The 24305-nt window shown below is 72.6% G+C and carries 25 protein-coding genes; 19 read left to right on the forward strand and 6 right to left on the reverse strand.

Annotated elements, in window-relative coordinates; all coding sequences use genetic code 11:
- Positions 1–2 precede the first annotated feature (2 nt).
- On the forward strand, positions 3–806 hold the full coding sequence (proC, locus tag E8D34_RS01765; protein WP_136592830.1) for a pyrroline-5-carboxylate reductase: 804 nt from the start codon (positions 3–5) through the stop codon (positions 804–806).
- Here proC and E8D34_RS01770 read toward each other — a convergent pair.
- The gene (locus E8D34_RS01770) at positions 750–1499 is read right to left on the reverse strand and encodes an HAD family hydrolase (RefSeq protein WP_136592831.1); all 750 of its coding nucleotides are present in this window, start codon (positions 1497–1499) and stop codon (positions 750–752) included. The genes proC and E8D34_RS01770 overlap by 57 nt on opposite strands.
- 236 nt (positions 1500–1735) lie before the next feature.
- Between E8D34_RS01770 and E8D34_RS01775 the strand changes: the two genes are divergently transcribed.
- The 4 genes from E8D34_RS01775 (at position 1736) to E8D34_RS01790 (ending at position 4606) form a co-directional block, all read left to right on the forward strand.
- A complete protein-coding gene (locus tag E8D34_RS01775) occupies positions 1736–1945 on the forward strand; it encodes a helix-turn-helix domain-containing protein (protein ID WP_136592832.1) in 210 nt (69 codons plus the stop codon).
- Between the two features lie 159 nt (positions 1946–2104).
- Entirely contained in the window at positions 2105–2206 is a 102-nt protein-coding gene (locus tag E8D34_RS01780; RefSeq protein WP_008356322.1) for an AURKAIP1/COX24 domain-containing protein, read from the forward strand.
- Positions 2207–2229: 23 nt separating this feature from the next.
- A complete protein-coding gene (locus E8D34_RS01785; RefSeq protein ID WP_240771035.1) occupies positions 2230–3315 on the forward strand; it encodes an NAD-dependent epimerase/dehydratase family protein in 1086 nt (361 codons plus the stop codon).
- The gene (locus E8D34_RS01790) at positions 3308–4606 is read left to right on the forward strand and encodes a lysophospholipid acyltransferase family protein (RefSeq protein ID WP_136592833.1); all 1299 of its coding nucleotides are present in this window, start codon (positions 3308–3310) and stop codon (positions 4604–4606) included. The genes E8D34_RS01785 and E8D34_RS01790 overlap by 8 nt, the downstream gene beginning before the upstream one ends.
- Positions 4607–4673: 67 nt before the next feature.
- Here the strand turns inward: E8D34_RS01790 and E8D34_RS01795 are convergent, their stop codons facing one another.
- The 3 genes from E8D34_RS01795 to E8D34_RS01805 all read right to left on the reverse strand — a co-directional run bounded on the left by E8D34_RS01795 (position 4674) and on the right by E8D34_RS01805 (position 7829).
- Positions 4674–5924: a DUF5667 domain-containing protein gene (locus E8D34_RS01795; protein WP_136592834.1), complete on the reverse strand. Its 1251-nt coding sequence runs from the start codon at positions 5922–5924 to the stop codon at positions 4674–4676.
- Positions 5925–6060: 136 nt separating this feature from the next.
- On the reverse strand, positions 6061–6846 hold the full coding sequence (locus E8D34_RS01800) for a sigma-70 family RNA polymerase sigma factor (RefSeq protein ID WP_136592835.1): 786 nt from the start codon (positions 6844–6846) through the stop codon (positions 6061–6063).
- A gap of 98 nt (positions 6847–6944) precedes the next feature.
- On the reverse strand, positions 6945–7829 hold the full coding sequence (locus E8D34_RS01805) for an HAD-IB family hydrolase (RefSeq protein WP_136592836.1): 885 nt from the start codon (positions 7827–7829) through the stop codon (positions 6945–6947).
- 64 nt (positions 7830–7893) lie between these two features.
- Between E8D34_RS01805 and E8D34_RS01810 the strand changes: the two genes are divergently transcribed.
- The 7 genes from E8D34_RS01810 (at position 7894) to hemB (ending at position 15762) form a co-directional block, all read left to right on the forward strand.
- Positions 7894–9483 (forward strand): AMP-binding protein, encoded by a 1590-nt coding sequence (locus E8D34_RS01810; RefSeq protein WP_136592837.1) that lies wholly within the window; start codon positions 7894–7896, stop codon positions 9481–9483.
- On the forward strand, positions 9480–9737 hold the full coding sequence (locus tag E8D34_RS01815) for a glutaredoxin family protein (RefSeq protein WP_136592838.1): 258 nt from the start codon (positions 9480–9482) through the stop codon (positions 9735–9737). The genes E8D34_RS01810 and E8D34_RS01815 overlap by 4 nt, the downstream gene beginning before the upstream one ends.
- Before the next feature lie 204 nt (positions 9738–9941).
- Positions 9942–10616, forward strand: a complete 675-nt coding sequence (locus E8D34_RS01820; RefSeq protein WP_136592839.1) for a redox-sensing transcriptional repressor Rex — start codon at positions 9942–9944, stop codon at positions 10614–10616.
- A complete protein-coding gene (locus tag E8D34_RS01825; RefSeq protein WP_136592840.1) occupies positions 10613–11932 on the forward strand; it encodes a glutamyl-tRNA reductase in 1320 nt (439 codons plus the stop codon). The genes E8D34_RS01820 and E8D34_RS01825 overlap by 4 nt, the downstream gene beginning before the upstream one ends.
- 17 nt (positions 11933–11949) lie before the next feature.
- Entirely contained in the window at positions 11950–12960 is a 1011-nt protein-coding gene (hemC, locus tag E8D34_RS01830) for a hydroxymethylbilane synthase (protein WP_240771047.1), read from the forward strand.
- Complete coding sequence (locus E8D34_RS01835; protein ID WP_136592842.1) at positions 12957–14636, forward strand: uroporphyrinogen-III synthase; 1680 nt, start codon at positions 12957–12959, stop codon at positions 14634–14636. The genes hemC and E8D34_RS01835 overlap by 4 nt, the downstream gene beginning before the upstream one ends.
- 139 nt (positions 14637–14775) lie before the next feature.
- Positions 14776–15762 carry a porphobilinogen synthase gene (gene hemB, locus E8D34_RS01840; protein WP_136592843.1) on the forward strand — a complete coding sequence of 329 codons (987 nt, stop codon included), beginning with the start codon at positions 14776–14778 and terminating at the stop codon, positions 15760–15762.
- A gap of 103 nt (positions 15763–15865) precedes the next feature.
- Here the strand turns inward: hemB and E8D34_RS01845 are convergent, their stop codons facing one another.
- Positions 15866–17146, reverse strand: coding sequence for a hypothetical protein (locus E8D34_RS01845; RefSeq protein WP_136592844.1), 1281 nt, complete (start codon positions 17144–17146; stop codon positions 15866–15868).
- Positions 17147–17396: 250 nt separating this feature from the next.
- Between E8D34_RS01845 and hemL the strand changes: the two genes are divergently transcribed.
- Genes hemL through ccsB form a run of 6 tightly spaced genes read left to right on the forward strand, consistent with a single transcriptional unit; the run spans position 17397 to position 23498 of the window.
- A complete protein-coding gene (hemL, locus tag E8D34_RS01850) occupies positions 17397–18752 on the forward strand; it encodes a glutamate-1-semialdehyde 2,1-aminomutase (protein WP_240771036.1) in 1356 nt (451 codons plus the stop codon).
- Positions 18749–19465, forward strand: a complete 717-nt coding sequence (locus tag E8D34_RS01855; RefSeq protein ID WP_136592845.1) for a histidine phosphatase family protein — start codon at positions 18749–18751, stop codon at positions 19463–19465. The genes hemL and E8D34_RS01855 overlap by 4 nt, the downstream gene beginning before the upstream one ends.
- Positions 19462–20058, forward strand: coding sequence for a TlpA disulfide reductase family protein (locus E8D34_RS01860; RefSeq protein ID WP_136592846.1), 597 nt, complete (start codon positions 19462–19464; stop codon positions 20056–20058). The genes E8D34_RS01855 and E8D34_RS01860 overlap by 4 nt, the downstream gene beginning before the upstream one ends.
- Positions 20051–20815 carry a cytochrome c biogenesis protein CcdA gene (locus tag E8D34_RS01865; protein ID WP_136592847.1) on the forward strand — a complete coding sequence of 255 codons (765 nt, stop codon included), beginning with the start codon at positions 20051–20053 and terminating at the stop codon, positions 20813–20815. The genes E8D34_RS01860 and E8D34_RS01865 overlap by 8 nt, the downstream gene beginning before the upstream one ends.
- Entirely contained in the window at positions 20812–22458 is a 1647-nt protein-coding gene (locus tag E8D34_RS01870; protein ID WP_136592848.1) for a cytochrome c biogenesis protein ResB, read from the forward strand. Before E8D34_RS01865 ends, E8D34_RS01870 begins: the two co-directional genes overlap by 4 nt.
- On the forward strand, positions 22455–23498 hold the full coding sequence (gene ccsB, locus E8D34_RS01875; protein WP_136592849.1) for a c-type cytochrome biogenesis protein CcsB: 1044 nt from the start codon (positions 22455–22457) through the stop codon (positions 23496–23498). Before E8D34_RS01870 ends, ccsB begins: the two co-directional genes overlap by 4 nt.
- Positions 23499–23580: 82 nt before the next feature.
- Here ccsB and E8D34_RS01880 read toward each other — a convergent pair whose 3' ends face one another.
- Positions 23581–23793 carry a hypothetical protein gene (locus E8D34_RS01880; RefSeq protein WP_136592850.1) on the reverse strand — a complete coding sequence of 71 codons (213 nt, stop codon included), beginning with the start codon at positions 23791–23793 and terminating at the stop codon, positions 23581–23583.
- A 173-nt stretch (positions 23794–23966) separates the two neighbouring features.
- Here E8D34_RS01880 and E8D34_RS01885 point away from each other — a divergent pair, with 173 nt between their 5' ends.
- Positions 23967–24227 carry a DUF4229 domain-containing protein gene (locus E8D34_RS01885; protein WP_136592851.1) on the forward strand — a complete coding sequence of 87 codons (261 nt, stop codon included), beginning with the start codon at positions 23967–23969 and terminating at the stop codon, positions 24225–24227.
- Positions 24228–24305: the final 78 nt, after the last annotated feature.

The raw sequence follows: 24305 nt of genomic DNA on the forward strand, positions 1-24305 counted from the left end.
CGATGAACCAGACTGCCGTCATCGGCGCCGGGGTGATGGGCGAGACCCTGCTCTCGGGCCTCGTCCGCGCCGGCCGCCGCGTCGACACCCTGCTCGTGGGCGAGAAGCGCCCGGAGCGGGCCGCGGAGCTCGAGGAGCGGTACGGCGTCTCCGTGGTCGACAACATCGAGGCGGCCACCAAGGCCGACACCCTCGCGCTGGTGGTCAAGCCGCAGGACATGGCCGACCTGCTGGACGAGATCGCCCCCGTGCTCCGGGCCGGGCAGCTGCTGGTCTCGCTCGCCGCGGGCATCACCACCGGCTTCATCGAGGCCCGCGTCCCCGACGGCGTGGCCGTCGTCCGGGTCATGCCGAACACGCCGGCGCTGGTCGACGAGGGCATGTCGGCGATCTCGGCCGGCTCGCACTGCGACGACGCGCACCTGGTCGAGGCCGAGGGGCTGATGGCCTCGGTCGGCAAGGTGCTCCGGGTCCCCGAGAAGCAGCAGGACGCGGTGACCGCGATCAGCGGGTCGGGGCCGGCGTACGTCTTCTTCGTGGTGGAGTCGATGATCGAGGCGGGCGTCCACCTCGGGCTGCCGCGGACCACCGCGCACGAGCTGGCGGTGCAGACCCTGGTCGGCTCGGCGGCGATGCTCAAGGAGACCGGCGAGCACCCCACGGTGCTGCGCGAGCAGGTCACCTCCCCGGCGGGCACGACCGCCGCCGCGCTGCGCGAGCTCGAGGTGCACCGGGTCCGGGCGGCGTTCCTAGCCGCGCTCGAGGCCGCCCGCGACCGCTCGCGCGCGCTCGCCGCGGGCGGCTGACCAGTCCAGCTCGCGGAGGCTGCTGATCCGCGGGGTGCCGGCCGCCGTGGGCGCGGCGGTCCGGTCCAGGAGTACGCCGACGAGGCCGGCCCGCTGTGCCCCGCGCAGGTCGTGGCGCTCGGAGTCGCCGACCATCGCGCACCGCGACGGCTCCACGCCGAGCGTCGCGCACGCGGCGTGGAAGGCGCGCGGGTCCGGCTTGGCCGCGGGCAGCTCGGAGGAGGCCAGCACCCGCGCCCCGAGGCCGGCCAGCCCGGTCCGACGGACCTTGTTCTCCTGCACGGCCTGCTCGCCGTTGGTCAGGATCGCGACGCGCAGGCCGGCCGCGCGGGCGGCGGCGATCGCCTCCGCGGCGTCGTCGAACGCGCGCCAGGCGGCTTGGTAGCAGCCGAGGAAGTCGGCGAAGGTCTCGTCGGCGAGCCGGTCGTCGCTGAGGTCCCAGTCGGCGAGGAAGTCGCGGATCCGCCGCCGCCGGTGCTCCAGGTGGGTGATCTCCCGGCGCTGGTAGCGCTCGTAGTGGCGGGCCTCGATCGCGAACCAGCGGTCCACGTGGCGCTCGAGGTCGGCATCGTCCTCCGCGAGGCCCAGCCCTGCCAGCCAGCCGCGCAGTCCGCGCTCGGAGGCTCCCCGGTGGTCGACGAGGGTGTCGTCCAGGTCGAACAGAACCGCATCGATGGAGCCGGGGAACCGCATGCGGCCAGTCTCCCAGGTGGCTCCGACGCCTCCGGTGCCCCGGGGAGGTCGGGCGGGGCGCGCAGAATCATCACTTTGGGGTACGTCGGTCAAGGCGACACGCCGAAAGTTTGAAGTTTCAGTGGTGATTCTCTTCCACACCCGTCACAACAGGCTCTATTCTCACGGCCGAGGCGTCTGTTGGGCACTGCTGGGGGAAGGCGGTGACGGGCGCACAGAAAGCGTGGTTATCACCGATGACACCATCGTCGCGTCCCGAGTCCTTGCCGGACCCCAAGTTCCTCACGATCGCGGAGGTTGCGACGATGATGCGGGTCTCCAAGATGACCGTCTACCGCCTGGTCCACAACGGCGACCTGCCCGCGGTCCGCGTCGGCCGCTCGTTCCGGGTGACCGAGGAAGACGTCAACGAGTACCTGCGGAAGAGCTTCTTCAACGCCGGCTGACGCCGATCGAGGCCGCCGTCGCGGAGCCAGTGGCGTCCCATCGGGGCGTCCTGATTCTCCGCGGGCAGCCATCGGCCAGTAGGCTGGCCCAGTCCCCCGACTGCCGTTGGGGGCTTAGTCGTACGAGCTCGGGTCGAAGGCCCGGCGTGGAGGTTCCCTGTGGGTTCGGTCATCAAGAAGCGCCGTAAGCGGATGGCGAAGAAGAAGCACCGCAAGCTGCTCAAGAAGACGCGGGTGCAGCGCCGCAAGCTCGGCAAGTAAGCACCGCCCCCAGGCACGACGTCGTGGGCGCCGGTCGTACCGTCCTGATCACCGGGGTCTCCCGGGACCTCGGTCGTACGTTCGCGCGCTCGCTGGCGTCCGCGCCTGGGATCGACCGTGTCATCGGCGTCGATGCCATCCCGCCACGGGGTGACATCGGGGACGTGAGCTTCGTCCGCGCCGACATCCGCAACCCGGTCATCGCGAAGATCATCGCGAAGGAGGACGTCGACACCGTCGTCCACATGAGCGTCATCGCCACCCCCGGCTCCGCCGGTGCGCGCGGCACGATGAAGGAGCTCAACGTGATCGGGACGATGCAGCTGCTGGCCGCCTGCCAGAAGTCCGAGCAGGTGCGCCACCTCGTGATCAAGTCGACCACGACGGCGTACGGCGCCAGCAGCCGTGATCCCGCGATGTTCACCGAGGACATGGAGCCGCGGCGCGCGCCGCGCACCGGCTACGCGAAGGACGTCGCCGAGGTCGAGAGCTACGTCCGTGGCTTCGCCCGGCGCCGACCCGACGTCACCGTGACCATGCTGCGGTGCGCGAACGTGATCGGCGCGGAGGTGATCAGCCCGCTGACGTCGTACCTGAGGCTGCCGGTGATCCCGACGGTGCTCGGGTTCGACCCGCGCCTGCAGTTCCTGCACGAGGCGGACCTGCACCGGGTGCTCCAGCACGCCGTGGCCGAGCGGATCGGCGGCACGTTCAACGTCGCCGGTGAGGGCGTGATCGTGCTCTCCCAGGCGCTGCGCCGTGCGCAGCGTCCCAGCGTGGCGCTGCCGTCGGTCGCCTTCGGCGGCGTCGGCTCCGCGCTGCGCTCGCTGCGCCGGGCCGACCTCTCCCCGGAGCTGGTCGCGTTCCTGACCTACGGCCGCGGCGTGGACACCACCGCGATGCGCGACGTCCTCGGGTTCGAGCCGCTCTATTCCACGGCCGAGGCGTTCGCCGAGTTCGCGGCGACGCTGCCCCCGGGCGGCGGCCGGACCGAGCGGGCGCTGGACGTCCTCTCCGCACGTCTGTCAGCGGAGGCCACCGCCTCCGAGGCCCCCGCCGCCGCGGGCCGCAGCCACCCGCTCACGATTGCCGGAGGCAGCGATGGGTGACGCAGAGATCATTCCGATCGGGACACGGGGTCGACCCGGCCGGGCGACCGGGACCCGACCGTCCGCCGCGGCGCGCAACCTGGCCGGCGGCAGCAAGGCGGCCGCGAAGAAGCGCGCCGGTGACGCCGAGCGCCCCGAGGATCCGGCGACGGACCCCGTCGCCGACCCCGCATCCGAGGCCGCATCCGAGGCCGCATCCGAGGCCGCCTCCGAGGCCGCCTCCGAGGCCGCGGATCCCGGCGAGGGTACGACCCTCGAGCCGGGCGAGACCGGTGCGGGCGCCGCTGGGCCCCCTGCCGACGACGGTGCCGCCGACGGTGCCGCCGACGAGGAGTCTGGCGAGGAGTCCGGCGAGGAGCCCGGCGAGGGGGAGCGGGTCGTGGTCCGCGAGCCGCACGGCATCCCGGCCGGCGACTGGCTCGCGGCGTTCCAGCACGCTGCGCGCGAGCTCTTCGGTGACCAGTGGGAGCCGCAGCTGGCGCGGTTCCTCGCCTTCCTGCGGCGCCGGGTCAGCGGCGACTACTCGGTCGACGAGTACGGGTTCGACCGCGAGGTGACCGAGCGGTTCTTCATGGCGGCGCTGCGCCCGATCGCGCGGAAGTGGTTCCGCATCGAGGTCCGCGGCGCCGAGAACATCCCCGCCACCGGTGGCGCCCTGGTCGTCTCCAACCACTCCGGCACCATCCCCGTGGACGGCCTGATGACGATGGTCTCCACCCACGACGCGACCGGACGCCACCTGCGTCCGCTCGGGGCGGACCTGGTGTTCCGGCTGCCGCTGGTCGGCGCGGTCGCCCGCAAGGGTGGTGCCACGCTCGCCTGCTCCGAGGACGCCGAGCGGATGCTGCGCGGCGGTGAGCTGGTCGGTGTCTGGCCCGAGGGCTACAAGGGGATCGGCAAGCCGTTCTCGGAGCGCTACAAGCTGCAGCGGTTCGGTCGTGGCGGCTTCGTCTCGGCGGCCCTGCGCACCGGTGTGCCGATCATCCCGCTGTCGGTCGTCGGCGCCGAGGAGATCTACCCGCTGGTGGGCAACATCCCGTCCCTGGCCCGGCTGCTCGGCATGCCCTACGTCCCGATCACGCCGTTCTTCCCGCTGCTGGGGCCGCTCGGGCTGGTGCCGCTGCCGTCGAAGTGGCTGCTGGAGTTCGGCGAGCCGATCCGCACGGACGAGTACGACGACGGCGCCGCCGACGACCCGATGCTCGTCTTCAACGTCACCGACCAGGTGCGCGAGACGATCCAGCAGACGCTCTACAGCCTGCTGATGCAGCGCCCCTCGGTCTTCGGCTGACCGGCAGCCTCGGCCGGCGGGACGGTAGCGCCGGACCCGTGCCGGCGGTCGGCCTCGCCGACTCGCGTCAGCGGTTGAGGCCGAGGAGCCCGAGGAACCCGGACCGGCCGCCCTCGGAGCTCGGCCCGCCGTAGCCCGTCTGGTCGAGCCCGAGGCTCTCGGCGAGCGCCTGCAGGGCCTTGCTCAGCGACGTCGATCGGTCCTTGCCGCCGGGGAGCAGGCTGCCGGGGGACGTGCCACCCGGCGTCGTGGCGTCCTCGGCCGTGGCCTTGCCGGCGTCGATCAGGTCGTCGACCCCCGGGATGCCGGTCGCGGCGCCGGACGGCGTCGGCGCCGCGGTGGCCGACTTGCTCGGGTCTGCCGCGGCGCCGCTGCCCTTCCTCGGCGTCGTGGGCTCCGCGGAGATCGTCGCCTCGCTGGCCCGGACCTTGAACCGGTGCTGGCCGGCCGTGTCCTCCGCGCCCTCCTGGCCGGCGATCCGGCTGAGCTTGCTGAGGTCGAAGTCCAGCATCTCCGCGAACGCCGCCGGGTCGAAGTCCGGCATGCTGAACGGGGTCGCGCCGCCGCACTCGGGGCACTGGCCGGCGGCCTCCTGCTCGAGCTGGCTCAGGTTCTCAGCGGCGCCGGACAGCGCGGCGCGGCTGTCGTCGGGGACGCGCTGGTTGAGCTCGCTGAGGCGCTCGATGCTGTCCTTGTTGAACTCGCGGAGGTCGGACAGTCCGGCGTCCTCCCCGGCGTCGTACTCGTCCAGCGCGAGGGTGGCGGCCTGGTTGGTCTGCTGCTTGAAGTCGTCGAGCGTCGCGCTGATCGCGTCGGCGTCGGCGTCCTGCTTCGCGGCCAGCGCCTCGACCTCGCTGAGACGGATGTCGGCGTGCTTGAGCAGCGACTCGGCCTTGGCGGAGTCGCTCGAGGCCAGGTTGGTCTGGGCGTTCTCCATCGCCCGCTTGACCGGGTAGAGGACCTCGCCGGGAAGTGCGCTCTGCGCCGCCATCGCCATCGAGCCCGTCGCCGCCACGACGGCGAAGCCGCCGACCACGGCGGCGAGGCGGCGCTCGCGGGCACCGCGGCGCTGGGTCGGGGTCAGTCGCAGGGCGGTCGCGTCGTCGACGACCCGGACGTCCTGGCGCTCCGCGGCGGCGATCAGCTGGGTGCGCAGGTCGGCGACGAACGCGGGACGCGCCGTCACGTCGGGAACCGAGCGCAGCGACGCGACGACCTCGAGCAGGTCGTCGTACCGCGGGTCCCCGGTGCGGGGCGCGCGACCGCTGGCGAGGGCGTCGAACTCCTCGGCTCGGCGCGTCTTTGCGGGGCCCATCATCGTGCTCGTCCTACTCGCTCTGTGTGACTGGTGTGACGGCACAACGACCGGGCATCAATCGGGGTTACGGCAGGTGAGAGGCCTTTTTCATGTGACAGCGCGGTACAGGTAATCCCGCGTGCGGTCGCCGGTCGGCTCATCGGATCCCCTCCGGCATCAGCTTGGCCAGGTTCCGCACGCCGCGCAGCTGGAGCTGCTTGACGGCGCCGTCGCTGCGGCCGAGCGCGGCGGCGGTCTCCGCGATGCTCATCCCCTGGAGGAACCGCATCACCAGGCAGTCGCGCTGCTCGCTGGGCAGCTGGGTGAGGGCCTCCAGCAGCACCTGGTGGGTGAGGCTGGCGAGCACGGCGTTCTCCGGGCCCTCGGTGGTGTCGTCGTGGGCGCCCATGTCCTCGGTGGTCACCTCGAGCCGGGTGCGCCCCGCCTTGAAGTGGTCGGTGGCGAGGTTGCGCGCGATGGTCATCAGCCAGGCGCCGAAGTCCTTGCCCTGCCAGCGGAACGACGACATGTTCCGCAGTGCGCGGAAGAACGTCTCCGAGGTGAGGTCCTCGGCCAGCGGTGCCGACCGGGTCCGGTAGTAGAGGAAGCGGTACACCGAGGGCTGGTAGTGGTCGTAGAGGAGGCCGAAGGCGTCGGAGTCGCCGCCGCGCGCGAGCTCGACGAGCCCGATCAGTCGCTCCCGCTCCTCGGCGGAGTCCTCGGAGGACGCTGCGGGGCCGATGTCCCGGCCGCCGTCGCCGCCGATCCCGGAGCCCGGGCGCTGGTCGGTGCCGGCGTCCATCGCCAGCCACGAGCGGTCCGGGGCACGGCGTGCCGGCCGGCCTCCGCCCGCGCCGGCGAGCGCCGGCTCGGCCGCGAGCGCGGCCAGCACGGCAGCGCGCAGCGACTCCAGGCCCTGCGCGGCGTGGCCGCTCCATGTCATGCCCGGTCCCCTCCCTCCGGTGCAACTCCCCCGGGCCGGGATCCTACGGGCGATCCGGCCGCTGTGGAACCGGATCGCAGAACACGGTGTCGCAGGTGTCAGTGCTTGAGACGGCTCGCCCGGCGTACCAACGAGGTGGCGATGGCGGCGCCCGCCGCGGCCGAACCGGCGAGGAGTCCCACCCGGGCCGCCTTGCGTCCGGTGCGGTAGTCGCGGATCCGCCAGCCGTTCGCGCGGGCGTGCGCCCGCAGCTTCGGGTCGGGGTTGATCGCGCACGGGTCGCCGACCAGGCTCAGCATCGGCAGGTCGTTGACCGAGTCCGAGTACGCCGAGCACCGCGCGAGATCCAGGCCCTCGCGCTCGGCGAGGGCGCGGACGGCCACCGCCTTGGCCGGCCCGTGCAGCAGGTCGCCGACGAGCTGCCCCGTGTAGACCCCGTCGACGTGCTCGGCGACGGTGCCCAGTGCTCCGGTCAGCCCGAGCCTGCGGGCGATCAGCGAGGCGATCTCGATCGGCGCCGCGGTGACCAGCCAGACGCGCTGGCCCTGGTCGAGGTGCATCTGGGCCAGCGCCCTGGTGCCCGGCCAGATCCGGTGGGCCATCGCCTCGTCGAAGATCTCCTCGCCGAGCTCCTCGAGCTCGGCGACCGTGTGCCCGGCGATGATCGCGAGGGCGGAGTTGCGCGCCTCGGCGACGTGCTCGGGATCCTCCACGCCCGCGATCCGGAAGTAGGCCTGCTTCCAGACCGCGTCGAGCAGGTCGCGGGTGGTGAAGAAGTCGTGGCGGTAGAGGCCGCGGGCGAAGTAGAAGATGCTCGCGCCCTGCATCACCGTGTTGTCCACGTCGAAGAACGCCGCCGAGCCGGGGTCCGACGGCGTGGTCAGCGCGGACTCCACCTCCGCCGCGGCGGCCGCGGCCTCGCCCGCGAGCCGGGAGCGCTGCTGCAGGTTGGGGCGCCGGTGTCGGTCCGAGGTGCCGTGCATGGGGTCAGCGTAGGGCTGCGGTGAACACTGCCGGCGGTGGTTCCGAGTCCGTAGGATCTCCAGCATGCCCCCGACGGTGCTCCCGGAACCAGGTGCGGACGTGGCCGAGCTGCTCTCCGCCGCCGCGGCGGACCTGCCGCAGCGTCTCGCCGTGATCGAGGCCGGCGGCCGCGGGGTGACCTGGGGCCAGCTCGACGAGGAGGTCTCGCGGCTCGCCACCGGGCTCGGCGAGGCGGGCATCGTGGCCGGCCATCGGGTGATGATCGCGCTCGGGAACCGGCTGGAGTTCGTCGCCGGCTACCTCGCGGTGCTGCGCGCCCAGGCCGTGGCCGTTCCGGTCAACCCGGGCTCCACCGAGGCCGAGCTCGCCTGGCTGATCCCGGACTCCGGTGCTCGGTTGGTGCTGGCCGACCAGGAGAGCATCGACGCCGTCCGGGCCGCGATCCGCGGCGGCGCCGGGGAGCGGGTCGGCGTGGTCGTGGTCGACGTGCCGCCCCGCCCGGGTGAGCGCGCCTACCAGGACCTGTGCTCGGCGACGCCGTCGCCCGTGCCGCCGCTGCCGGACCCCGAGCGCCTGGCCGTGCTGCTCTACACCAGTGGTGCCTCCGGCCGCCCTCGGGCCGCGATGCTGAGCCATCGCGCGCTGCTGGCCAACGTCGAGCAGGTGGCGGCGGTGAGCCCGCCGATGATCAACAGCGACGACGTGGTCCTCGGGCTGGTCCCGCTCTTCCACGTCTACGGCCTGAACGCCGTTCTCGGTGGCGTGCTCCGCCACCGCGCCAAGCTGGTGCTCACCGACCGGTTCGACCCCGAGGGGACCCTGGACCTGATCGAGGACGAGGCGTGCAGCGTGGTGCCCGTGGCGCCGCCGGTCTTCGCGCACTGGATCGGCGTCGACGGGCTCGCCGAGCGACTCGGTCCGGTGCGGCTGGTGCTGTCGGGCTCGGCACCGCTGTCCGCCGAGACGATCGAGGACTTCCAGGCCGGTGCCCGGGTGCCGGTCCACCAGGGCTACGGGCTGACCGAGGCGGCGCCGGTGGTGACCACGACGCTCCACTCCGGCCAGCCGAAGATCGGCTCGGTGGGCTCGGCGCTCGGCGGGATCGAGCTCCGACTGGTCGACGAGTACGGCGAGCCGCGGTCCGCCGCCGACGCGGACGACCCCGGGGAGATCCAGATCCGCGGCGCCAACCTGTTCAGCGGCTACTGGCCCGACGGCGCCGACGGTCCGGGGGAGGGCGGCTGGTGGTCCACCGGTGACGTCGGCTTCCTCGACGCCGAGGGCGACCTGTACCTGGTCGACCGGATCAAGGACCTGGTCATCGTCTCCGGATTCAACGTCTACCCGATCGAGGTGGAGCAGGTGATCGCCGAGGTCGCGGGCGTGCGCGCCGTCGCCGTCGTGGGGGTGCCCGACGCCGGGACCGGCGAGGCGGTCGTGGCCTACGTGGTGCCGACGCCCGAGGTGGCTCCGGACGGGGCGGCGGACCTGGTGGCGGCGGTGCAGCGGCGCTGCCAGGAGCAGCTGGCCGGGTTCAAGCGGCCGGCGCGGGTCGAGGTGGTCGAGACGCTCCCGCGGACGGTGACGGGGAAGATCCGCAAGGGCGTGCTGCGCGGCATCGCCCGGCGACGGGCCGGAGGGCTGATCCGATGACCTCCGACCGGTCCCCGGCCCCGCGGGTCACCCTCTACTCCCGCCCCGGCTGCCACCTCTGCGACGACGCCCGCGAGGTGATCGCGGCGGTGTGCGCGGAGCTCGGTGAGGCCTTCGAGGAGGTCTCGATCGACACCGACGCCGATTTGCAGGCGCGGTTCGGCCACGAGATCCCGGTGACCTTCGTCGACGGCGCCCAGCACGACTTCTGGCGGGTCAGCGCGGTGCGACTGCGGGCCGCGCTGACCCGGTGACGGCCGCTCCCGCACCCTCCGCAGGACCGGTCGAGACGCCCCGTTCTCTGAGTCGTTATCGACCTGTTATCACCTGCTAGCACAGGCCCCGCGGCTGGTTTGCACGGCGTCCGGGACCCTCGTCCCTTAGATTTGTTTCGCACGTTCACAAGCTCCTACAGTGAGCCCGCCGCGTCCGAAGGGACAGGGCTGGAAAGAAGAGCTGTGACCGCAAGGAATACGAGCGAGAGCGCCCGGGTGATCCCCGAGGCCACGGTGGCCCGCCTGCCCGTCTACCTGCGGGCTCTGACCGGTCTTGCCGACAGTGGCATCCGCACCTGCTCCAGCGAGGACCTGGCCTCGGCCGCCGGGGTCAACTCCGCCAAGCTGCGCAAGGATCTCTCCTACCTGGGCAGCTACGGCACCCGTGGTGTCGGGTACGACGTCGACTACCTGCGCTACCAGATCGCGCGAGAGATCGGCGTGACGCAGGACTGGCCCGTGGTGATCGTGGGCATCGGAAACCTCGGTCAGGCGCTGGCCAACTACTCCGGGTTCCGCAGCCGCGGCTTCCGCGTGGTCGCCCTGCTCGACGCCGACCCGGTGATGCATGGCGAGGTCGTCGCCGACATCCCGGTGCGACCCTTCGACGAGCTCGAGGCCATCGTCGGCGAGAGCGACGTCGCGATCGGCGTGATCGCGACCCCGGCGTCCGCGGCCCAGACCGTCGCCGACCGGATGGTCGCCGTGGGCATCACCAGCATCCTGAACTTCGCGCCGTCGGTCCTCGTCGTGCCCGACGGCGTCGACGTGCGGAAGGTCGACCTGTCGATCGAGCTGCAGATCCTGGCCTACCACGAGCAGCGCAAGGCCAACGGAGCCGACGGAGGCGCCGCGTGAGCATCCTGGTCGTGGGCATCTCCCACAACTCCGCACCCGTCTCCCTGCTGGAGCGCGTGGCCCTCGACGAGAGTGGCGTGAGCAAGCTCGTCGCCGAGGCCGCCTCCTGCGCGCACGTCACCGAGGCGACCGTCATCTCCACCTGCAACCGGCTCGAGATCTACACCGAGGTCGAGCGGTTCCACGGCAGCATCGAGCAGCTCTCCCGACTCCTCGTCGAGCGCGCCGGCGCCAGCACCGAGGCGATGCTGCCGCACCTCTACGTGCACTACGACGACGGCGCGATCTCGCACCTGTTCAAGGTCGCCGCCGGGATGGACTCCATGGCGCTGGGCGAGGGCCAGATCCTCGGCCAGACCCGCGACGCCCTGCGCCGCGGCCAGGAGATCGGCACCGTCGGGCCCGCGCTGAACGTGCTGTTCCAGCAGGCCCTGCGGGTCGGCAAGCGGACCCGGGCCGAGACGGGCATCGAGCAGGTCGCGCCCACCCTGGTCACCGCGGCGCTGGCCGAGATCGGTGCGGCCACCGGTCGCCCCGACCCGATCGCCGGCGGCTCCGTCGTGGTGATCGGAGCCGGTGCCATGGCGGGCCTCGCGACCGCGACCGCCCGCCGCCTCGGTGCCGGTCGGATCGCGGTGGTCAACCGGTCGATGGACCGCGCCGAGCGGCTCGCCACCCAGTACGCCGCCGACCCGGTGCCGTGGTCGGGCCTGACCGCGGAGCTGGCCGGCGCCGACGTGGTGATCAGCTGCACCGGCGCGCTCGGCGCGGTGATCACCGCCGAGCACGTGGCCGCCGCCCGCGGCGATGACTCCTCGCCGCTGGGCGTGATCGACCTTGCGCTGCCCCACGACGTGGAGCCGGCCGTCGCCGACCTGCCCGGCGTGCACCTGGTCGGCCTCGCCGACCTGGCCGGCGTGATGCTGCCCGCGGACGCCGCGGAGGAGGTGCACGAGGTCCGCCGCATCGTCGGCGAGGAGGTGACCTCGTTCCTGGCGGCCCGCCGCCAGGCCAGCGTCACCCCGACCGTGGTCGCGCTCCGGTCCATGGCGACCTCCGTGGTCGACGCCGAGATGAACCGGCTCGAGAGCCGCCTGACCGACCTCGACCCGACCGTCCTGGCGGAGGTCCGGCAGACCGTGCGCCGCGTCGCCGACAAGCTGCTGCACGAGCCGACGGTCCGCGTGAAGGAGCTCGCCAACGACCAGGGCGCGGTCTCCTACGCCGCGGCGCTCGCCGAGCTCTTCGCCCTGGACCCGGAGGCCGTGGACGCGGTGACCCGGCCCGTCGGCGTACCCGAGGAGGGAGGCGCATGAGCAGCGAGCAGACGTCCGTGGGAGCCGTGCGGATCGGCACCCGCCGCTCCGCCCTGGCCACCACCCAGTCCGGCCACGTCGCTGCCGCGATCGAGGGCCTCGGTCTGAGCACCGAGCTGGTCGAGATCACCACCGACGGCGACCGCTCCCAGGCGGCCGGCACCCCCCTCGCCGGCTCCAGCAGCACCGGCGTCTTCGTCAGCGCGCTGCGCGAGGCGCTGCTGGCGGGCGAGGTCGACGTCGCCGTGCACTCGCTCAAGGACCTGCCCACGGCTCCGGCCGAGGGGATCGCCCTGGTGGCGATCCCGCAGCGGGAGGACCCGCGCGACGCGCTGGTGGCCCGCGACGGCCTGACCCTCGGTGAGCTGCCCCCGGGCAGCGTCGTCGGCACCGGCTCGCCGCGCCGCGCCGCCCAGCTGCGGGCGCTCGGCCTCGGCGTCGACGTGCGCGGCCTGCGCGGCAACGTCGACACCCGGATCGCGAAGGTCGCCTCCGGCGAGTACGACGCCGTGATCCTGGCCCGGGCCGGCCTGGCCCGCCTGGGCCGCCAGGGTGAGATCACCGAGGTGATCGACCCCCTCCAGATGCTGCCCGCGCCCGGACAGGGCGCGCTGGCGATCGAGTGTCGCGCCGACGACGGTGCGACCCGGGACGCGCTGACCGCGCTGGACGACCCCGGCACCCGTGCCGCCGTCCTCGCGGAGCGCGCGACCCTGGCCACCCTCGAGGGCGGATGCTCCGCCCCGATCGGGGCGCTGGCCGAGGTGGCGGAGAGCGACGAAGACGGTCGCTGGGAGCTGTGGCTCCGGGCGGTCGTGCTCTCCGAGGACGGCGCGCTCGCCGTACGGAGGTCCGCCTCCGTGCTGCTCGCCGAGGACCCGCAGGACTGGCCCCGGCAGGCGGCCGGTCTCGGGGACTCCCTCGCCACCGAGATGCTCGAGGACGGAGCGAAGGACCTCTCCGCGCCCTCGACGACCACGCAGGACCCGCACACGACCGCACAATCAGCAGAGGTGCAGAACGCATGACGCGAGCCACGACAGCCACCACGGCTGCCCCGACCGCCGACGCCCCCCAGATCACCGCGGGAGGTGTCGCCTTCGTCGGCACCGGTCCCGGTGACCCCGAGCTGCTGACAGTCCGTGCCGTACAGCTGATCAGGGATGCCGAGGTGATCATCACCGAGGCGCCCGAGCAGCGGGCGCTGGTCGCCGCGCTGCGCGACGACGTGAGCGTCGAGGTCGACCCGGAGGCGGAGCCCGCCGACGAGTCCGGCCCGCAGATCCTCGACGGCGGCTTCGGCGACGACGGCCAGCCCCTCACCCACGCCAACCGCGCCAAGGTCGTCGTCAAGCAGGTCAAGCGCGGCCTGCGCGTCGTCCGTCTGCTGGGCGGGGACCCGTTCCTCTACGCCTCCGGCCCCGAGGAGGCCCAGGCGGTCGCCAAGGCCGGCTTCCCGTTCGAGATCGTCCCCGGCGTCTCCTCGGTCTCCGCGGTGCCCGCCTACGCCGGTATCCCGCTGACCACCAAGGACCAGCGCGAGGTCGCCGTGGTCACCTGCGGTGAGAAGGTCGACTGGAGCCGCTACAAGGACGCGCCGACGCTGGTGCTCCTCTCCGCGGTCGGCCAGATCGGCGAGATCGCCGAGAAGCTGATCGCGACCGGCCGTTCGCCGCAGACCCCGGTCGCGATGACCCGGGTCGGCACCACCACCGAGCAGGAGACGGTGACCTCCACCCTGGAGAACATCGCCGCCGACGCCCGCGCCGCCCGGATCGCCCCGCCGGCGATCACGGTGGTCGGCAAGGTCGTCGACCTGCGTGAGAAGCTCTCCTGGTTCGAGACCAAGCCGCTGTTCGGCTGGCGCGTGCTGGTGCCCCGCACCAAGGAGCAGTCGGCGTCGCTCTCGACCCGCCTGCGTGGCTTCGGCGCCGTGCCGGAGGAGGTGCCGACCATCTCGGTCGAGCCGCCGCGCAACCCGCAGCAGATGGACAAGGCCGTCCGCGGCCTGGTCGAGGGCCGCTACGAGTGGATCGCCTTCACCTCGGTGAACGCGGTCAAGGCGGTCCGCGAGAAGTTCGAGGAGTACGGCCTCGACGCCCGCGCCTTCTCCGGGCTCAAGATCGCCGCGGTGGGCGACAAGACCGCCGCCGCGATCGCCGCCTGGGGACTGCGCGCCGACCTGGTGCCCGAGGGCCAGCAGTCCGCCGCCGGCCTGCTCGAGGTGTGGCCGGAGTACGACGAGCAGCTCGACCCGATCAACCGGGTCTTCCTGCCGCGTGCCGACATCGCCACCGAGAACCTGGTCGCCGGCCTGATCGACCTGGGCTGGGAGTGCGACGACGTCACGGCGTACCGGACCGTCCGGGCCTCGCCGCCGCCGGCGCCGACCCGCGACGCGATCAAGACCGGCAAGTTCGACGCCGTCGTCTTCACCTCGTCCTCGACGGTGCGCAACCTGGTCGGCATCGCCGGCAAGCCGCACCCGTCGACGGTGATCGCGGTGATCGGCCCCGCCACGGCCAAGACCGCCGAGGAGCACGGCCTGCGGGTCGACGTGATGGCCCCCAAGCCGGACGTGGAGGTGCTGGTGGAGGCGCTGGCCGGCTTCGGTGCCGCCCGTCGCGCCGCGCTGGTCGAGGCCGGCGAGCCGATCACCAAGCCGTCGGACCGCAAGCCGTCGGGTCGCCGCCGCAAGGCCTGACCGTCCGGCGGGTCGTTCGTCGCCCGCGTCACATGGATCTCCGCCCCGAACCTGCCCGATCAGGGGCGGAGATCCATGTGACGCCGCACCTCGTCGCCCGCGTCGAGGCCCACCGGGCGCGGCGGACTAAGGTCGCACCATGAGCGACTTCGAACGCCCCGTCGTGCGCCCGCGCCGGCTCCGCTCCAGCGCCGCGATGCGCGAGATGGTCGCCGAGACGACCCTGCGCCCGGCCCAGCTGGTGCTGCCGCTCTTCGTCCGCGAGGGGATCGCGGAGCCGCGCCCGATCAGCTCGATGCCGGGCGTCGTGCAGCACACCCGCGACACCCTGCGCAAGGCGGTCGCCGAGGCCGCCGAGGCCGGCCTGCGCGGGGTGATGCTCTTCGGCATCCCCGAGGCCAAGGACGCGGTCGGCAGCGGCGCCACCGACCCCGCGGGCATCCTGAACGTCGCCATCGCCGACGTGAAGGCGGAGGTCGGCACCGATCTGGTGGTGATGGCCGACCTGTGCCTCGACGAGTTCACCGACCACGGGCACTGCGGCGTGGTCACCGAGGCCGGCGAGGTCGACAACGACGCCACCCTGGAGCGGTACGCCGAGATGGCCCGGGTGCAGGCGGCCGCCGGCGTCGACATGGTCGGCCCGAGCGGGATGATGGACGGCCAGGTCGCGGTGGTGCGCGACGCCCTGGACGCCGCCGGCCACACCGGCACCGGGATCCTCGCCTACTCGGCCAAGTACGCCTCGGCGTTCTACGGCCCGTTCCGCGAGGCCGTCGACAGCAGCCTCGAGGGCGACCGGCGCACCTACCAGCAGGACCCGCGCAACGCCCGGGAGGGCGTGGCCGAGGCGCTGCTGGACGTCGCCGAGGGCGCGGACATGGTGATGGTGAAGCCGGCGCTGGCCTACCTCGACGTGCTGCACCGGGTCCGCGAGGCGGTCGACGTGCCGGTCGCGGCGTACAACATCTCGGGGGAGTACGCGATGGTCGAGGCCGCCGCCGAGCGCGGCTGGATCGACCGGGAGCCGGCGATCCTGGAGACGCTCACCTCGATCCGCCGCGCGGGCGCCGACGTGATCCTCACCTACTGGGCCACCGAGGCAGCCCGCCTGCTGCGCCGCTGAGTCACCCGGTCCCCGAGGTGGGTCGTGTGCCTGAGGTGGGTCGTGTGCCTGAGGCATCGGGAGAGCGGGCGCTCAGACACACGCCCCGCCCCCGCCTCGAGACTCAGCCGCCGTAGGACGCGAGGCACTTCTCGCGGTCGCTGCGCTGCAGGATCAGCAGCGGGTAGCGCGCCCAGCACTTGGCCTTGCCGACCGAGGCCTCGAACGCCCCGAGCATGCCGTTGATCAGGTTCTCGGTGGCGTCGTTGGCCTTGTCGACCACCTCGTTGCCGGTGTCCGGGATGTCGACCTTGGGCTCGCTGGTCTTGGTGCCGCCGGACTTGGTGCCGCCGGACGTGGTGCCGCCGGACGTGCTGCCGCCGGACGAGGAGCCGCCGGACTTCGTGCCGCTGGAGGCGCCACCCGAGCCGGACGGCGTGCTGGGCGCGGCGCTCGGTGCCGTCGTCCCCGAGCCCTTCTTCGTGGTGCCCGAGCCTCCGGACTTCTTCTTGATGGTCGCGGACGGCGCACTCGCGCCGAGGTTCTTGCCGAAGTCGTAGGTCGGGGCGTCGGGGACGATGTAGCCCGCGGCGGCCGAGCTGCTCGGCGCCGGTGCGAAGTCGGTCTCGACGTAGATGTCAGTGACCTTGAGCACGAGGTTCACGTAGGACGGGCTGTTGTTGTAGCGGCGCACCGCGGCTCGCTCGCCGGCCGCGGTCGACAGGTCGTCCTTGCCCGAGCACAGGTAGACAGCGCTCGCCAGCGCCGCGTCGTCGATGTCCTGCGGGTTGCGCCGGTCGTCGCCGTCCGCGTCGAGCCCGACCACCGACCAGGTGGACGGGATGAACTGCATCGGGCCGACCGCGCGGTCCCACTTCTCGTCCCGGTCGTACTGGCCACCGTCGGTGTCCGGCACGGCCGTGGTCTGCTTCTTGCCGTTCAGTGCGGGGCCGTAGATGCCGGGCCGCGCCACTCCGTCGTCGTCGAGCACGTTGCCGCCGCGGCGGCCGTGGTTGGACTCGATCCGGCCGATCGCCGCGATCAGCTCCCAGCTGATCCTGCAGCTCTTGTCGGCGGTGTTGATCACGCTCTCGGCGCGCTGGTACGCCGCCAGTGCCGCCGAAGGGATCTCGTCGGTCGCCGCGGCGGTGACGATGCCCGCCTGCTGGCGCTTGTCGACGACGTCCTCCACCGAGCCCGGGTTGGACATGCTGGCCGGCTCGTCGATCGCGTCCTCGGGGACGCCGGTGCCGTCGGGGACCGCTCCTGCCGCGGGGCCGGCGACCAGCGAGGCGGCGGTCGGGCCGCCCACGCCGGCGACGCTGGCGGTCCAGGCCGCCGACAGCAGGGCCAGCGGCACGATCGTGACGACGCGCTGCACCCGCCCCAGACGCTTCCTCGACATTGCGTTCTCCCCTAGTACCGGTCACCTGTGACCGGGTCTCGCCAGCACGCGATCCGGGTGGAACGCGTGTCGCCGCTGCCCTCCCGCGGAAGCGACACTCTCTTCTCCAACAGAGTATGCAAGATGACGTTACGCGCGTCACAGGAACAAGTTCCATACTTTGGACCGAGATCGATGGTAAAGAACTCCTCCGCGTCCGGCCGGTGTTCGGCGATGTGGGCCATTGGGGTCGATCGGTGACAATGAGGGCGTGACGCCCGCTCCTGACCTGCAGCGCTCCGTCGACCGACCGACCCGGACCTCCGAGGCGCTCTTCGCCCGGGGCCGCGCGGTCACCCCTGGTGGGGTGAACTCCCCGGTCCGCGCGTTCAACGCGGTCGGCGGCACTCCGCGCTTCATCGCGAGCGCCGAGGGCCCCTGGTTGACCGACGTGGACGGCAACACCTACGTCGACCTGATCTGCTCCTGGGGGCCGATGCTGCTGGGCCACCAGCACCCCGAGGTGATGGCCGCGATCAACGCCGCCGTCGCGCGCGGGACCTCCTACGGCACCCCGACCGAGGGCGAGATCGCGCTGGTCGAGGAGATCGTCGCGCGCACCCCGGTGGAGCGGGCGCGCCTCGTCTCCTCGGGCACCGAGGCGACGATGTCCGCGATCCGGCTGGCCCGCGGCTTCACCGGCCGCGACCTCGTCGTGAAGTTCGCCGGCTGCTACCACGGTCACGTCGACTCCCTGCTGGCCGCGGCCGGCTCGGGGCTGACCACCTTCGCGATCCCCGGCACCCCCGGTGTCCCGGAGTCCTCCACGGCGTTGACCCTGGTGCTGCCCTACAACGACCGGGCCGCGGTGACCGCCGCGTTCGCCGAGCACGGCGACCGGATCGCCTGCCTGATCACCGAGGCCGCCCCGGGCAACATGGGCGTCGTCCCGCCCGAGCCCGGCTTCAACCACTTCCTCGCCGAGACCTGCCGCGCCCACGGCGCGCTGTTCATCAGCGACGAGGTGATGACCGGCTTCCGCGTCTCCCGTGCGGGCCAGTGGGGCACCGACGGCGCCGTCGAGGGCTGGGCCCCCGACCTGATGACCTTCGGCAAGGTGATGGGCGGCGGCCTGCCCGCCGCCGCCTTCGGCGGTCGCGCCGACGTGATGGGCCACCTCGCCCCCGACGGTCCCGTCTACCAGGCGGGCACGCTGTCGGGTAACCCTGTCGCCACCGCCGCCGGTCTCGCGACCCTGCGCAACGCCACCGACGAGGTGTACGCGCACCTCGGCTCGGTCGCCGACACGCTCCGTGCCGGTGTGGCCGAGGCGTTCACCGCCGCCGGCCTGCCGCACGTCATCCAGTCCACCGGCTCGATGTTCTCGGTCTTCCTGACCGAGGAGCCGGTGCGCGACTACGCCGGTGCCCAGCGCACGGACGGTGCGGCGTACGGCGCGTTCTTCCACGCCATGCTGGACCGGGGCGTGCACCTGCCGCCGTCGGCGTACGAGGCCTGGTTCGTCTCCGCCGCGCACGACGACCGCGCCGTGCAGGCCATCCTCGACGCACTGCCCGAGTCGGCCCGGATCGCGGCCGCCGCAGCCGGAAAGGGGGAGGGCCGATGAGCACTCCTGACGCCTCCGCGAGCCCCGCCACCACGATCGTCCACCTGCTGCGCCACGGCGAGGTGCACAACCCCGAGGGCGTCCTCTACGGCCGCCGCGACGGGTTCCACCTCTCCGACCGCGGCAAGGCGATGGCCCTCGCGGCGGCCGACTACCTGGCCGGCCGCGACGTGACCGTGCTGCGCTCCTCGCCGCTGGAGCGCGCGCGAGAGACCGCGGCGCCGTTGGCCGAGAAGCTCGGCCTCGAGGTCGGCATCGAGGACCGCGTGCTGGAGTCCACCAACAGGTTCGAGGGCAAGAGCTTCGCCGAGCCGGCGAAGGTGCTGCTCGACCCGCGGGTCTGGCCGCTGCTGTGGAACCCGTTCCGGCCGTCCTGGGGCGAGCCCTACAAGGCGATCGTGGTGCGGATGCTCGCGGCCGTCGAGGACGCCCGCAAGGAGGCCGAGGGCCACGAGGCGGTGCTGGTCTCCCACCAGCTGCCGATCTGGACCACCCGGCTCGCGGTGGAGAAGCGCTCCTTCCTGCACAACCCGCGCAGCCGGCAGTGCACGCTCTGCTCGGTCACCTCGCTGCACTTCGTCGGCACCGAGCTCGCCCAGGTCTCCTACGCCGAGCCGGCGATCGACCTGATCCCGGCCGAGGACCTGCACGACCCGTTCTCGGCGGGCGACGCCCCCGAGGAGAACAAGCCCAAGGGGCCGACTCCAGCATGAACCGCGTCCTGCGCGCCGCGGGGGCCGGGCTGGCCCTCGCGCTGCTCGCCACCGGCTGCTCGTCGGTCGAGGGGACCGAGGGCAAGGAGTACATCGCGGGCGACAGCCAGGTGGTCGAGGTCGCCGAGGTCGATCGGGAGGAGCCCGTCGAGGTCGCCGGCACCACGGTCGCCGGGGACGACCTCGACCTCGTCGACCTGCGCGGCCAGGTGGTCGTGGTCAACGTGTGGTGGTCCGGGTGCGGGCCGTGCCGGACCGAGATGCCGATGCTGGTCGAGGCCGAGCAGTCGCTCTCGGCCGATCACCCTGGGCAGGTCTCCTTCGTCGGGATCAACATCCGCGACGCGGCGCCGGAGAACGCCGCCGCCTTCGAGCGCGACCGCGGCGTCGACTACCCCTCGCTCTACGACCCCGGCAGCAAGACCCTGCTCGGCTTCGGCCGCTACGCGCCGTACGCGCCGCCGGCGACCCTGGTGCTCGACACCGACGGTCGGGTCGCGGCGCTGATCAACGGCCCGATCCCCTCGCGCAGCACCCTGACCACCCTGGTGGAGGAGCTGCTGCCCGCGAGCGCGGAGGCCGCCGATGGGTGAGTGGTTCCAGAGCCAGGCGGCCGGGGGGTCGCTGGCGCTGGCGGTGCCGGTGGCGGTGATCGCGGGGCTGGTCTCCTTCTTCTCCCCGTGCGTGATCCCGTTGCTGCCCGGGTACCTCTCCTACGCCACGGGGCTGTCCGGGGCCGACCTGGCCGACGGGAGCGCCGAGGCGCGCCACCGCGGGCGGATGCTGCTCGGCTCGGTGCTCTTCGTGGTCGGGTTCGCGACCGTCTTCGTGCTGATCGGCGCCGCCTCCGGCGTGGTCGGCCGCTGGCTGCGCGAGTACCAGGACACCATCACGCTGGTCATGGGCTTCGGGCTGATCGGCCTCGGCCTGGTCTTCGCCGGCGTGGTGCCCTGGCTCCAGCGCGAGTGGCGGGTGCACTCCATCCCCGCGGTCGGGCTCGGCGCGGCGCCCCTGATCGGCGCGCTCTTCGCGCTCGGCTGGCAGCCCTGCATCGGGCCGACGTACGGCGTGATCGTCAACCTGACCTTCGTGGACGCGACCGCGGCCCGTGGCGCGCTGCTCTCGCTCTGCTACGCGCTCGGGCTGGGTGTGCCGTTCATCATCGCCGGGCTCTTCTACCGGCGCACGCTGGGCGCGCTGGGCTGGGTGCGCCGGCACCAGGTCTGGGTGATGCGCCTGGGTGGCCTGATGCTGGTCACCGTCGGCGTACTGATGGTGACCGGGTGGTGGGGCGTGGCGACCGACTGGGTGCAGCTCCAGCTGGTCGGCGGATTCGAGGTCTCGGTATGAGCACCGCGACGACCAGGCCGGCGACCACGCCGGACGGCGGCCGGGGTCCCGAGCGCCGCTCCGGCGAGCTGACCGCCCGCGAGCTCGGCCGCTGGACCTGGCGCCAGATCACCTCCATGCGCACCGCGCTGGTGCTGCTCCTGCTGCTCGCGCTGGCGGCGGTCCCCGGATCGGTGATCCCGCAGTCCGGGGTCGACGCGCTCGGCGTGAACCGCTGGCAGGAGGAGCACCCGACCCTCACCCCGATCTACGAGAAGCTGGACCTGTTCTCGGTCTACGACTCGGTCTGGTTCTCCGCGATCTACCTGCTCCTGGTCGTCTCGCTGGTCGGCTGCATCCTGCCCCGCACGGCCGTCTACTTCCGCGCGATGCGGGCCCAGCCGCCCGCGGCGCCGAAGAATCTGACCCGGCTGCCCGAGCACGCCACGTTCAGCACCGACGAGGAGCCCGAGGCGGTGCTGGCGCGGGCCCGCGCGGTGCTGGGGCGGCGCTACCGGCTGCGGAGCGTGGTCTCGGAGGACCCGGTCGACTTCGTCGCTGGCGAGCGCGGCTACCTGCGCGAGGCCGGCAACCTGCTCTTCCACCTCTCCGTGCTGATCGTGCTCGCGGGCTTCGCCATCGGTGGCCTCTTCGGCTACCAGGGCGGCGTCATCGTGGTGCAGGGCGGCACCTTCACCAACAACCTCACCCAGTACGACGACTTCAACCCCGGCGCGCTCTTCCGCACCGGCCAGCTCGACGACTTCTGCTTCGACGTCGACTCCTACGACGACACCTGGCTCACCGAGGGACCGCGCGCCGGCATGGCGATCAAGTTCCACGCCGGGCTGACCTACCAGGAGCACTGCGGCTCGAGCGCCGAGCAGACCTACGACCTGCGGGTCAACCATCCGCTCAGCGTCGGATCCACCGACGTCTTCCTGATCGGTCACGGCTACGCCCCGGTGGTCACGGTCAGGGACGGCGAGGGCGACATCGCCTACACCGGGCCGACCGTCTTCCTGCCGCAGGACTCCAGCTTCCTCTCCTTCGGCGTGATCAAGGCGCCGGCGGCCAAGCCCGAGCAGATCGGGCTGGAGGGGCTCTTCTACCCCAGCTTCGACATGGTCGACGGCAACCCGGTCACCGTCTTCGGCGACGACCTCAACCCGACGCTGTCGATGCTCGCCTACCGCGGCGACCTCGGCCTCGACGACGGCGCCGCTCAGTCGGTCTACGTGCTGGACACCTCCGACGCCGAGCTGGTGACCAAGGACGACGGCAAGCCGTTCCGCGTCGACCTGCAGCCCGGTGACACCCGCGAGCTGCCCGACGGGCTGGGCTCGGTCACCTTCGAGGGCGTCGAGCCCTGGGTGCGCGTCCAGATCAGCCAGACCCCCGGCAAGCTGGTCGCGCTGGCCGGCGTCGTGCTGGCGCTGATCGGGCTGTGCGGCTCGCTGTTCATCCGGCCCCGCCGGGTCTGGGTGCGGGCGCGTCGCGCGGAGGGTTCCGCGGGGTCCACAATGGTCGAGGTCGCGGTCCTCGACCGGTCGGGCAACGCCGACGTCAGCGAGGTCCTCGACGGCCTCGTCGAGAGGCTCGACGTCGCGACGTCGAGCGCCGAGAAGCAGAACGCCGAGAACCAGAAGAAGGGTGCGTCGTGAGCAACGCTGCGTGGGAGTCGCTGAGCAACCAGGCGATCGCCGCCGCCGGGATCGTCTACTTCCTGGCGCTGCTGGCGCACCTCGCCGAGTGGGCCGCGATGCGCCAGCCCGCCACGGCGCGGGTGCGCGAGGCGGTGCCCGCGGGAGTCGGCGGCGCCGAGGCGCCGGGCACCGCCGTACCGGATGAGGGGGCGGGCGGGCCGGACCGGTCCTCGCGGGTGGAGTTCCTCGGTCGGCTCGGGCTGCTGCTCACCGTCATCGCCTGCGCCGCCCACTTCGTCGGCCTGGTCGGCCGGGGCATGGCCGCGGACCCGAACCGGGTGCCGTGGGGCAACATGTACGAGTTCACCATCTCCGGCAGCTTCGTGGTGACGGCCCTCTACCTCGTGCTCTACAAGCGGCTCAAGCTCGCCTGGATGGCGCCGCTGGTGATCACGTTCGTGCTCTCGGTGCTGATGGTCGCGGTGATCTGGCTGCACGAGCCGGTCGCCCCGCTGGCCGAGTCGCTCAACTCCTACTGGCTGGTCATCCACGTGGTCTCCGCCGTGATCGCCACCGGCGCGTTCACCCTCGGCGGCATCGCCTCGATCATGTACCTGGTCAGGATGCGCGCCGAGCGCAAGGCCGGCGGCGCCGAGCTGACCGGCTGGATGGGCCGCGTGCCCGAGCTGCCCGCGCTGGACCGGGTCGCCTACCGGGTGCACGCCTTCGCGTTCCCGGTGTGGACCTTCGCGGTGCTGATCACCGGCCCGATCTGGGCGCACGAGGCCTGGTCGCGGTACTGGAACTGGGACCCCAAGGAGGTGTGGGCCTTCATCACCTGGGTGGTCTACGCCGGCTATCTGCACGCCCGCGCGACGGCCGGGTGGAAGGGCCGCAACGCGGCGATCCTGGCCCTGGTCGGCCTGGGCACGCTGTGGTTCAACTTCATCGGGATCAACTACTTCTCGACCTCCAGCCAGCACTCGTACGCCGGGGAGAGCCCGGCGCCGGTGATCGCGCCGGCGGTGCCCGGCGGCACGGTACCGACCGACGGCTGATGCGGGTCGGCTGAGACTCCGAAGAAAAACGCGCGAGTCGGCAGGAGCTTCCTGCCGACTCGCGCGTCTTCTGGTCCGACTCTCAGCCGTCCGGCGGGTCCAGCCGCTTGCGGTCGAGGTCGCGGAGGAACTCCTCGTCGTCGTCCGGGGCGACGGGGCGTTGCGGCGACGGCTTGGGGCGCGGGCGCGGTTGCCGGGTCCGACCGCCGGGCGGCTGGAACCCGCCATCCTGGATCAGGCGCACGGCGAGGTACACCGCGACCGCGATGACGATCACCACCAGCAGGAACTTCACAAGGCCCAGCGTAGGTCGCGCGGCAGCGATAACCCACCTCTCCGGCGATCGGATCTGACCGGCCGCCCCGATCCGCCCGTCTCTCGGTGGTCGCACGGTCGTCGCTCGGTCGGCGTTCCTCGGCGATCCTCGGCGATCGTGGTCCCGGGCTCGCGGTCGCCTACCCTGGAGTCGTGAAGGAGTTCTGGATCTACACCGCCCTGCGCCTCGGACTCTTCCTCGGCGCGTTCGCGATCGTCTTCGGCATCTGGTTCGTGGCGGCCGACTCGGTCCCGGTGATCTGGGTGATCGTGGTGGCGTTCCTGCTCAGCGGCGTCGCCTCGTTCCTGCTCCTCAACGACCAGCGCAACGCGTTCGCGAAGAAGGTCGAGGCCCGGGCCGGGAAGGTCAACGACCGCTACGAGGCCGCGCGCGCCAAGGAAGACCTGGACTGACCGTCCTCACCGCGGTCCCGCGCCGGGTCGTGTGCCTGACGCCTGCCTAGGGGCGTTCTGAGGCACACGACCGCGCCC

The sequence above is a fragment of the Nocardioides sp. GY 10113 genome, from assembly GCF_004919105.1.
GTDB lineage: Bacteria > Actinomycetota > Actinomycetes > Propionibacteriales > Nocardioidaceae > Nocardioides.